The sequence below is a fragment of the Pyxidicoccus fallax genome (assembly GCF_012933655.1).
Taxonomy (GTDB): domain Bacteria; phylum Myxococcota; class Myxococcia; order Myxococcales; family Myxococcaceae; genus Myxococcus; species Myxococcus fallax.
Genome location: NZ_JABBJJ010000399.1, coordinates 1 through 10,680 on the forward strand (window position 1 = coordinate 1; position 10,680 = coordinate 10,680).

Annotated in this window: 7 protein-coding genes; 6 read left to right on the forward strand and 1 reads right to left on the reverse strand. The window is 71.4% G+C overall.

Going from position 1 to position 10,680, the window contains the following annotated elements; all coding sequences use genetic code 11:
• From HG543_RS46390 to HG543_RS46410, 5 genes are all read left to right on the forward strand, one after another.
• The coding region (locus HG543_RS46390) for an MFS transporter (protein ID WP_169351389.1) at positions 1-412 on the forward strand (412 nt) is incomplete at its 5' end.
• 10 nt (positions 413-422) lie between these two features.
• On the forward strand, positions 423-1,460 hold the full coding sequence (gene plsX, locus HG543_RS46395; protein ID WP_169351390.1) for a phosphate acyltransferase PlsX: 1,038 nt from the start codon (positions 423-425) through the stop codon (positions 1,458-1,460).
• Positions 1,457-2,500, forward strand: coding sequence for a phosphatase domain-containing protein (locus HG543_RS46400; protein ID WP_169351391.1), 1,044 nt, complete (start codon positions 1,457-1,459; stop codon positions 2,498-2,500). Before plsX ends, HG543_RS46400 begins: the two co-directional genes overlap by 4 nt.
• 605 nt (positions 2,501-3,105) lie before the next feature.
• On the forward strand, positions 3,106-4,842 hold the full coding sequence (gene pcnB / locus HG543_RS46405) for a polynucleotide adenylyltransferase PcnB (protein ID WP_169351392.1): 1,737 nt from the start codon (positions 3,106-3,108) through the stop codon (positions 4,840-4,842).
• Complete coding sequence (locus tag HG543_RS46410; RefSeq protein WP_169351393.1) at positions 4,839-5,771, forward strand: EamA family transporter; 933 nt, start codon at positions 4,839-4,841, stop codon at positions 5,769-5,771. The genes pcnB and HG543_RS46410 overlap by 4 nt, the downstream gene beginning before the upstream one ends.
• 44 nt (positions 5,772-5,815) lie before the next feature.
• Here HG543_RS46410 and HG543_RS46415 read toward each other — a convergent pair whose 3' ends face one another.
• A complete protein-coding gene (locus HG543_RS46415) occupies positions 5,816-8,515 on the reverse strand; it encodes a galactose-binding domain-containing protein (protein ID WP_169351394.1) in 2,700 nt (899 codons plus the stop codon).
• Positions 8,516-8,704: 189 nt separating this feature from the next.
• On the opposite strand from HG543_RS46415, the gene HG543_RS46420 reads away from it, so the two are divergent.
• Positions 8,705-10,336, forward strand: a complete 1,632-nt coding sequence (locus tag HG543_RS46420; RefSeq protein WP_371876560.1) for a sigma 54-interacting transcriptional regulator — start codon at positions 8,705-8,707, stop codon at positions 10,334-10,336.
• The last annotated feature ends 344 nt before the right edge of the window (positions 10,337-10,680 follow it).

Genomic DNA, 10,680 nt, shown 5'->3' on the forward strand with positions numbered 1-10,680 from the left:
GACGGGAGGGGAGGAGGGCAGGCCGGGGCGCGAAGCCCTGCTGGCCACGGTGGGCTTCGGGCTGACGGCGGCCGGACTGGCGCTGATGCCGGTGGCGCCGACGTACGCGTGGTTGTTTCCTGTGATGGGGCTGTTGGCGGTGGGCTCGGCGCTGGTGAACCCGTGTCTGTCCGCTTTGGTATCTCTCCATGCCCCGCCGGAGCGGCTGGGGGCGGTGCTGGGGGCGTACCAGGCCTTCGGCTCGCTGGGGCGGATTGTGGGGCCGGCGCTGGGCGGGTGGCTCTTCACCCGCTTGGGGCCGGGGGCGCCGTATGGGACGGCGGCTGGAATGGTGGGCCTGGCGGGACTGCTGGCGCTGTCCCTGCTGGCCCAGGCGAGAATGGCAGGCGCGGGGGCCGGGCAAAGGTCCTAAGATGGAGGCCATGGTGGGGACGCAGCCGCAGCCGGTGACGATTGCATTCGATGTCATGGGGACGGACCACGGCCCCGCGGAAGTGGTGCGCGGCGCGGCGATGCTGTCGCTCGAGTCCCCGCACATCCACACGCTGCTGGTGGGCGACAGGACGCTCATCGACGAGGCGCTGGCGGAGACGAAGCACAACGGCGAGCGCATCTCCGTGCAGCACGCCGCGGACTTCGTCGGCATGGACGAGAAGCCGGGCGAGGCGCTGGCGCGCAAGCCGAACGCGTCGGTGGCGGTGGCGGCGCGGCTGGTGAAGGAGGGCGAGGCCGACGCGCTGGTGTCCGCGGGCAACACGGGCGCGGGCGTGCTGGCGTGCGCGCGGCACTTCCAGCTCATCCCCGGCGTGCGCCGCGCGGCGCTGGCCACGGTGTACCCGACGCGCTCGGTGCGTGGAGCGAAGGAGGACCCGTTCTCCCTCATCCTCGACGTGGGCGCCACGGTGGAGGCCACCGCGGACGACCTGGTGACGTTCGCCGTCATGGGGTCCGCCTACGCGCGCATCATCTCCAAGAACGAGCGGCCCAAGGTCGCGCTGCTGTCCAACGGCGTGGAGCCGCAGAAGGGCCCGCCCCGGGTGGTGGAGGCGCACGCGCGGCTGTCGGAGATGGCGGACATCAACTTCATCGGCAACGTGGAGGGCATCGACATCCCGAAGGGCACCGCGGACGTCATCGTCACGGACGGCTTCGTCGGCAACGTGTGCCTGAAGATGCTGGAGGGCGTGCACGACACCGTGGTGGAGCTGGCCCAGTACGCCTACAAGGAGAGCCTGCGCTGGCGCGCGGGGCTGGCCATGCTGTCCAGCGGGATTCAGCGCATCAAGGACATCACGGACTGGAACCAGTACGGCGGGGCGCCCATCCTCGGGTTCGATAAAATCTTCATCAAGGCCCACGGGCGCTCGAAGTCGCGGGCCATCGCCAACGCGGGGAAGGTGGCGGCGAAGGTGGTGGCGAACAACCTCGGTCACGCCATCCGGGAAGGCCTGAAGAAGTGAGCCTGCCGGACCGCATCGACCCGCGTCCGCCCCGCCGCATCTACCGGTGGGACCTGGACAAGACGTACCTCCAGACGGACTTCGACTCGCTCCGTGACTTGCTGCGCACCGCCTTCCAGAAGGCGCACGAGAAGGTGGCCGTGCCCGGGGCGAGCGCGCTCATCCGCGAGCTGTCGGAGCAGGGCGACTCGCGGCTGTGCATCGTCTCCGGCAGCCCGAAGCAGATGCGGGCGGTGCTGGAGGAGAAGCTCAAGCTGGACGGGGTGAAGTGGGACGAGTTCGTCCTCAAGGACAACGTGGGCAACCTCTTGCGCGGGCGCTTCCGGGCGCTGCGCGGGCAGGTGGGCTACAAGCTGCCGGCGATTCTGGAGAGCCGGGTGCACGCGCCGGTGGAGGCCGAGGAGGTGCTCTTCGGCGACGACGCGGAGGCGGACGCGTTCATCTACTCGCTGTTCGCGGACCTGATTGCCGGCCGCGTGGACGAGCGGGTGCTGTCGCAGGTGCTGGAGGCGGGCGGGGTGTACCCGGACGACGCGGAGCGGGTGCGCGCGGCGTGGAAGAAGATTCCGGTGTCGGACCCGGTGCGGCGCATCTTCATCCACCTGGACCGGCTGACGCCGCCCGCGCAGTTCTCCGCGTACGGGCCGCGCGTGGTGCCCATCTTCAACTACTTCCAGGCGGCGCTGGTGCTGCTGGCGGACGGCCACCTCACGGCGCCCCAGGTGCTGAAAATCGCCGTGGAGATGGTGCAGACGGCGGGGCACAACATCATCACCCTGTCCAACTCGTTCCAGGACCTGCTGCGGCGCGGGCTGCCGTTGCAGCAGGCGGCCATCGCCCTGTCCCAGGCGCTGGAGGGGCCCAACAAGCTGCTGGCGGCGATGCGGCCCATGCCGGACATCCTGTCCGCGTTCAGCAAGCGGCTCGCCGCGCTGGGCACGCCGCCGCCGCCCCCGCCGGTGCAGGCGGTGGACTACGTGAAGCTCATCCACCACGCGCTGCCCCGCAACCACAAGGCGCGCACGAAGCCGGCGCAGTAGGAGCGCGGGAGCGGAGTGGCTGGACGCCCCCCGGCCCTCCCTCGGGCCGGCCCGCGCGTCACCCGCCCGCTACCCCTCCGGGCGGGCCGGGGCCCGCCTCCCGGCCGGTTCCCAGAACGTTTCCCGTGCGCGGCGTGTTCATCCGGGACAGAGTTCCCGGGAGAACGGGTCGTCGCACGCGCTTCCGGCCACGTGAGCCACGTGCGTGACGCTGTTTCAGCGCACTCGGAGCCAGCCCGGAGCAGGATGCCCTTTCACGCTTTCCTGAATCTTCCACCGAGAAGGGCCCGTCAGCCGGCACGCCCACGGAGGCGCGGGCGGGGCCCCTATTCCCAGGGACGGAGCAGGGCGGCCACGGTGGCCCCCGCCGGCCCGGTGGTGCCGGTCAACAATGTCTTCACTCGCTACTCCCCTCCGGGGAGGATGCGATATAGACGGCTGCCTCCTGAAGCGCCCCTTCCGGGGCGTCAATGGTGATGACGCGAGATTCGACTGAAACGCCGCCTGCCGGCATTCCGCTGCCACCTGCGCCCGAGACAGACGCGCGCGAGGTTCCCTCATCCGAGGCGGCAGCGACTTCCGAGCGCGGCGAACAAGAGGTTCCCATGAGTTCCCCACAGGAGCTGTCGGCGCCCTCGGAGCAGGCCAATGCCTCCGAGACCGCGGCCGCCGAGCCGGCCCCTTCCGAGACCGAAATTCCCCGTACCCCTGCCCCCACCCAGCCCGAGGACTCCGAGCCGGCCGCGCTCGCCGCCGATGACGAGGACGACGACGCCGAGGACGATGCCGACGACGAGGAGGCGGTCTTCGACGACTCCGGCCTGAGCGCCGAGGCCGTGCTGGCCGCCGCCGAGGCCGCCGACGCCGCCGAGGGCCGCGAGGAGGAGGTGGAGCAGGTCCCCGCGGTGCTCGAGCCCGAGCCCGACCCCACCCCCTACGAGCGTGAGCTGCACGCGCCCCACGTCCGGCCCACCGGCGAGCCGGCGGAAATCGACCCGGACGAGCTGGACCCGGACGCCCTCAAGGTGGTGCTGCGCCTGCACCAGCATGGCCACCAGGCCTACATGGTGGGCGGCTGCGTGCGCGACCTGCTGCTGGGCCGCAAGCCGAAGGACTTCGACATCGCCACCAGCGCCACCCCCAACGAGGTGCGCGGCATCTTCCGCAACTGCCGGCTCATCGGCCGGCGCTTCCGGCTGGCGCACGTCTACTTCAAGGGCGGCAAAATCATCGAGGTCTCCACCTTCCGCGCCAACCCGACGGAGCTGGAGCCCGCCGCCAACGCCAACGGCAACGGTGAGGACGAGGGTGAGTCGTCCGGCGAGGACCTGCTCATCACCCACGACAACGTCTTCGGCACCGCGCAGCAGGACGCGCGCCGCCGCGACTTCACCATCAACGGCCTCTTCTACGACGTGGCCGAGGGACGGGTCATCGACTACGTCCGCGGCCGGCGCGACCTCGACGAGCGCTTCATCCGCACCATCGGCGACCCGGAAATCCGCATGCGCGAGGACCCGGTGCGCATCCTGCGCGCCGTGCGCTTCGCCGCGAAGCTGGAGTTCGACATCGAGTCGCGCACGTACGCGGCCATGGAGGGCGCGGTGGAGGACCTGCCGCGCTGCGCGCCCGCGCGCCTCCTGGAGGAGACCTTCCGCCTCATCCGCGGCGGCGTGTCCGCGCCCGCGCTCAAGCTGCTGGACGCGCTGGACGCGCTGAAAATCCTCCTGCCGCCGGTGGACGCGTACCTCAAGCAGTACGGCAAGGAGGGCGAGAAGACCTTCTACGCCTTCGCCAACGCCATGGACCGGCGGGTGACGGCGGGCGAGCCGCTGGACGACGCCATCCTCCTGGCCATGCTGCTGATGCCCATCAGCCGCTCGCCCGCGCCGGAGGAGGCCGAGGCGCAGGCACAGGAGGGCGGTGGTGGCCGTCCGTCCGTGTCGCAGGTGGTGGAGGACCTGCTCGCCGGCTTCGTGCAGTCGGCGCGCCTGCCCCGCCGCATCGCCGAGCGCTGCCGCATGTTGCTGCTGGCCCAGCGCACGCTGTCCGGCGAGCGCCGCCGCCGCAGCGCCGCCTTCAAGCGCCACCCGCTCTTCAACGAGGCGCTCACCGTCTTCGAGATGACGGTGGAGGCCACCGGCGAGGGCCGTGAGCAGCTCGAGGCGTGGAAGGCCGGCGAGGTGCCGCCGCCGCGCGCGGGCGCCACCGACGAGGGCCCGGACGCTGGAGGCCAGCGCAAGCGCCGCCGCCGTCGTCGCCGCCGCCGTCCCGCCGGGGGTGGAGCCTCCGCCTCGGGTGAGGGCTCGGCTTCTTCCGGCTCCGACGCCGGCGAGGCGTGAGCCCCGCGTCACCGGGCTCCACGCCCACGCGGGTCCGGGTGTACGGCGGGCTGGTGCTGGGCGTGGTGGCCGTGTCGTGGGCCGCTCCGCTCATCCGCTTCGCGGAGGCGCCGTCCCTGGCCATCTCCGCGTGGCGGCTCACGTTCGCCTCCGTGCCGCTGCTGGCGCTGGCGCTCTTGCGTGGCCGCTCCGAGCTGGCCGCGCTCACCGCGCGGACATGGGGCTGGCTGGTGCTGTCCGGGCTGGCGCTGGCGCTGCACTTCGCCACGTGGATTGCGTCGCTCCAGTACACCACCGTGGCCAGCTCGGTGGCGCTCGTCACCACGCAGCCGGTCTGGGTGTCGCTGTTCGCGTGGGTGGCGCTGTCCGAGCGCGTGGGGCCTCGCGGACTGGCGGCGCTGGCGCTGTGCCTCGCGGGCAGCGTGCTCATCGGCGCGCGGGACTTCGCCCTCGGCGGACAAGCGCTCTGGGGTGACGTGCTCGCGGTGCTGGGGGCCATCCTCGCGGCGGTGTACTTCGTCGTGGGCCGGCGCGTGCGCGAGGCGCTGTCGCTGGGCACCTACGTGGGCGTGGTGTACTCGGTGGCGGCGGTGGCGCTGATGGTGGCGCACCTCTTCGTGGACACGCCGCTCACCGGCTTCACGCCGCGCACCTGGGCCGTGTTGGTGGGCCTGGCCCTGGTGCCGCAGCTCATCGGCCACTCGCTGCTGAACGCGTCCGTGCGCTACCTGTCCGCGCCCTTCGTCGCGGTGACCACCCTCGGCGAGCCCGTGCTGGCCACGCTGTGGGCCGTGCCGCTGCTGGGCGAGAAGCCCGACTGGGTGCAGCTCGTTGGCGGCGGCATGGCCCTGGTGGGCGTGCTGGTGATGGCCCGCGAGGAGGCCCTGCGCCAGCCCGCGCCGCCGGACCTGGTGCCGGCGGCGGACTGACGCCCGCACGCCTCATCCCCGAGGCGTGCGGACGTCGTCTTCTCTCACTCCATCGGCATGTGCCCTGGCTGGGAGAAGGACTTCTTCATGGGTGCCGTCGGGCCGCCGTTGCGCACGCACTCACCGGCCACGGGCTGGCTGATGTCACACCCGCCCGGAGGGTTGCCCCAGTCGGCGGTGATGTTCAGCCAGTCCAGGCTCCCGGTGTACGTGCCCATCGGCTTCCAGGGGAAGACCACCGGCTGGACCCACCCGTCCCAGGCGATGCCGCGGCCCGTGTCATCCGCGAGGAAGTCCCCATTGGGGAGGTTCCGGTAGATGTGCCGGGCCGCGTCCGGGTAGAGCCCATGCGAGCCCAGCGCGGCGTAGGCCTCCGGGTGCCAGCCCAGCACGGCCAGCGACTTGTCTCCGAAGAGCAGGGTCTGCCCGCCCGCGTGCTGGCTCAGGTACACCGCGTACGGCCGGCCCTCGATGAACCGCACCGTCAGGTGCTCCCAGTCACCCACGTGGTTGCCGAAGGTGGAATAGCCACCCACGCAGCCCCAGGGCGAGTACCAGCCGATGCACACCCGCTTGCCATTGTTGTAGGGGTAGAAGTTCCAATAGATGATGTCGGAGACGTTCGTGGGCTGGCCATCCACCGTGCGGTGGACAACCTCCGCGTACATCGGCACGTGGGCCTGGTCCGGCCGCACGCCATCGAGGAAGGCCGGGTCCGTGCAGGAGTCACAGCCCAGGGGCTGGTTCGTCACCAGGTGGCCGTTCTCCTCGTGCACGTTGGCCAGGAAGTGCTCGACCGAAGAGGGGAGGTAGTACTCCTCGGGGTGCAGCCAGACGCGGGGCGCGAACTGGAGCGCCGTCTGTCCGTCGACGGGCAGGCCCGCCATCTCCGGGTTGGCGAGGGCGCTCTTGTTGAGGGTCCAGAAGCGCCTGCCGTCGGGACCGTCGTAGTTGCCCTGGCCCTTGAAGGTGGACAGGCTCAGGCCCCGGTGGTCCCGGGGGTCCACCTGCCACACGCCGATGTCGTTGTCCGAACCAGAGCCCGAGTCGTTCCACAGCCAGTTGGCGGCGGCCGGGAGCACGTACTCGCTCCGGACGCACCGGATGAGGTCGGTGGAGGGCTTGTCGTAGCCCAGCACGGTGACCGAGCCCACGCAGGTGTAACCCGCCGGAGGCACCGGGTCCCAGAAGGAGACGTCATGGCTGCCGCCCGAGCCCCAGTCGCTCCAAACCCAGGCATAGTCGACCGGACGCGCGAGCAGGTCCTCCTCGCCGGAGACCACGAAGGTCATCTTGGGCGCCACGCCATGAGAGGGCATGGCCACGTCTCCCAGCGAGTAGTAGCCCGGGTACCCGGTGAGGTCCGCGCGCCAGACGGACACGTCGTCGTGGGCACCCGTGTCGTGGTCGTCGTAGATCCAATTGAACTGGGTCGCCGCCTGGACCCGGAGGCGCTTCGGGTAGCGAAGCAGGGCCTTGTCCGCGCTGAGCGAGAACTCGGCGTTCTGGCCCGCGGTGGTGGTCGCCGCGACGAGCTTGTAGGTGCCCGCGGACAGCGCGCGGGCGATGCGCGCGTGGGGGCTGCCCCCGCTGTTGTCATCCTCCGCGAGCACGTTGCCGTTCGCGTCCGTCAGGTAGAGATAGGAGTCCGCGGCGGGCGAGGTGAGGTTGAAGGTCACCCACTCGTTCTGGCCGGAGACCTCCACGACGAAATGCCGGTTGGCCTGGCTGGAGGAGGACCGCCCGCCGGAGGCGCTCCAGTAGCCATGCACGGTGTTGCCGGGGTGGATGGCCGCCGGGAAGACCTGGACCTCGGCGAGGCTCAGGGCATTGGTGCCGTCGAGCTGCACGCGGACGTAGCGGGCCGAGCGGTTGATGGTGAAGGTGGACTGCGTCGGCGCCACGCCCGTGAAGGGGTAGTCATGCCAGTTCGCGCCGTCCTCGGAGACGCGCACCCGGAAGTTCTGCAGCCGGTCCGCGCAGCAGTCGGTGCGGTTGTGGAGGACCACGGTGGAGAGGGCGTGCGAGCCCTGGAGGTCGACCTGCCACCAGGGCTGGGTCTGGAAATGGGTGTGGGTGGTCGAGTAGGCGCCCCAGAAGTCACCGTTGACGGAGCCGTCCACCGCGAGATTCGCCTCGCCGCCGACGGCGAGGTAGTTGCTCGACTGGGTCGCCGGCTTGCCGCGCGCGAGGTTGATGGTCGACGGGAAGACCTGGACCTCGGCGAGGCTCAGGGCGTTGGTGCCATTGAGCTGCACGCGGACGTAGCGGGCCGAGCGGTTGATGGTGAAGGTGGACTGCGTCGGCGCCACGCCCGCGAAGGAGTAGTCATGCCAGTTGGTGCCGTCCTCGGAGACGCGCACCCGGAAGTTCTGCAGCCGGTCCGAGCAACAGTCGGTGCGGTTGTGGAGGACCACGGTGGAGAGGGGGTACGAGCCCTGGAGGTCGACCTGCCACCAGGGCTGGGCCTGCTGGTTGGTGTGGGTGACCGAGCCGGCGCCAAAGGAGCCGTTGATGGAACCATCCACCGCCAGCGAGGCGGCACCGCCGCCGCCGGGGTAGTTGCTCGACTGGGTCGTCGGCTTGCCGAGCGCGATGTTGGGAGGGGGATTCAGCGCCTCGCGCGCGCTGCCGATGGAGACTTCGTCGAGCTGCTCGGTGTCGGGGAGGTCCTCTGGGGAGCACGCGCCGAGGAGCGCGGCTCCCGCGAGGCAGGAGAGCCAGGGGAGTTTGAATGTTCGCATGTGCCTACCTGTGTGGGGGATGTACGGCGCGGGGGGCCGGCGAGAGGCCGGCGTGCCGCGACCGTGCGACGAGGCCCCAAAGCAGCCGGCGTGCCATGGCCTGCCACGAGGGACGCACAGGCGTGGGCCCTCCCAGGCCGGGGCGGCGGGCCGTTTCCACGCGTGGAAACGGAGGGTCGACGCGTGGAAGTGCCGTCGGAAGTCTGCTTTGCTCCGGGTGTGTCCTCCCAGCCCCGTCCCCCGGCGTGGGACCACTCCACGGCCGATGTCTCGCGAAGCCCGCTCACCGAGGAGGGCTCCCGGCTCGTTCCCGCGCTGACCATCGCCTCCCACCCGCGGGCGCATCGCGTCGGGGAGCGGCTGCTGCTGGAGGCGCTGGCCTCGGGCCGCCCGATGCGCGTGTCCCGCAACGAGCCGGACTTCATGCGGCCGGAGGGCGCGCTCGGGATGCACCTGGCCGACCCGTTCCTGAGCCGCAAGCCGCTCGTCCTCGCGCCGGCCGCGGAGGGCGGCATCCGGCTGGAGCCGGGCGAAGGCAGCCGCGTGGCCGTCGGCGGCGAGGTGCTGCGCGAGCCGTGGGAGTTCTCGGCCGCGGAGGTGGCCGCGGGCGTGCCGCTGGAGCTGGCCGGGCGTGTGCTGCTGGTGCTGCACCTGGCGGACGCCTCGGCGAGGGAGGCCGAGGACGCGCTGGGCATGGTGGGCGGCAGCGTGGGCCTCCAGCGCGTGCGCCAGCACATCACCCGGGTGGCGGACCTCCACGTGCCGGTGCTCGTGCGAGGCGAGACGGGCTCGGGCAAGGAGCTCATCGCCCAGGCCATCCATCGACACAGCACACGCAGGGACAAGCCCTTTGTCAGCGTGAATCTGGGCGCCATCCCCCGCGAATTGGCGGCCGCGGAGCTGTTCGGCGCGCGCAAGGGCGCCTTCACCGGCGCGGTGCGGGACCAGCCCGGCTTCTTCCAGGCCGCCCATGAGGGGACGCTGTTCCTGGACGAGGTGGGCGAGGCGCCTCCCGAGGTGCAGGTGATGCTGCTGCGGGTGCTGGAGACGGGGCAGCTCTACCCGGTGGGCGAGCGCACGCCCATCGCCGTCGATGTGCGGCTCGTCGCCGCGACGGATGCGAACCTGGAGCAGCAGATTCAGGAGGGGCGCTTCAAGGCGCCGCTGCTGCACCGGCTTTCCGGCTACTCCATCCGGGTGCCGCCGCTGCGCGAGCGGCGAGAGGACATCGGGCTGTTGTTCCACCACTTCGCCCGCGCGGAGCTGGAGGCGCTGGGCGAGGCCTGGCGCCTGACGCCCGAGGCGCCCACCGCCGAGCCCTGGCTCCCGTCGGCGCTGGCCGCGCGGCTGGTGGGCCACCGCTGGTCCGGCAACATCCGCGAGCTGCGCAACGTGGCGCGGCAGCTCGTCATCGGCAGCCGCGGCCAGCCGTGCCTGCGGCTCGACGCGCAGCTCGAGCAGGAATTGGCCCTGACGAAGGGCGCGCTCCCGGGCCGCCCCGCCCATGCACCGCCCGCCGTCGAGGCCCCGGCCGCGCCCCGCCGCAAGCCCTCCGAGATTTCCGAGGAGGAGTTGCTGGCCGCCCTCCAGCGGAACGACTGGGACTTCCAGGCCGCCGCCGACCAGCTCCGCATCCACCGCTCCTCCATCTACGACTTGATTGAGAAGAGCCCCCACCTGCGGACCGCCGGGGACCTGAGCCCCGAGGAAATCACCCGCTGCTTCCACGAGTGCCAGGGAGACCTGGACGCGATGACCCGGCGCCTCCAGGTGTCGAAGCGCGCGCTGGGGCGTCGCGTGAAGGAGCTCGGCCTCGGCTAACCTGCTTCAGGGAAGTCCGGTAAGGCCGCGAGGATTGCCTGCGGCTCCCTGTGCAATTCCCGCGCCGCCCCTTCTGTTTCCAGGGCGCATCTTCCGCGCCTCGGATTCGTTCGAAGCGGGAATCTTCCTGTCCTCGGAGGCGCCCTCCCTCATCGTGAGCGTGGTGCCAGGTGCCCCATCGCAGCCTCCATGGCGGTCAAGGCGTCGTCCCGCGGCTCCGCGTGACTCCCGAGCCCGCGCGCGTGTCAGCCCCCGCCTCGGCCCATGGATGGACCGAAGGGCACGCAACCGGATGAGCTGCCAGAGGGCATTCCCTGGCGCGAGCCGCATCCTTGCTGGCATGT

Bases quoted from the DNA above. Each gene is read 5' to 3' on its own strand.
- plsX (WP_169351390.1), top strand. From the start codon at position 423: ATGGTGGGGACGCAGCCGCAGCCGGTGACGATTGCATTCGATGTCATG.
- pcnB (WP_169351392.1), top strand. From the start codon at position 3,106: ATGAGTTCCCCACAGGAGCTGTCGGCGCCCTCGGAGCAGGCCAATGCC.
- HG543_RS46415 (WP_169351394.1), bottom strand. From the start codon at position 8,515: ATGCGAACATTCAAACTCCCCTGGCTCTCCTGCCTCGCGGGAGCCGCG.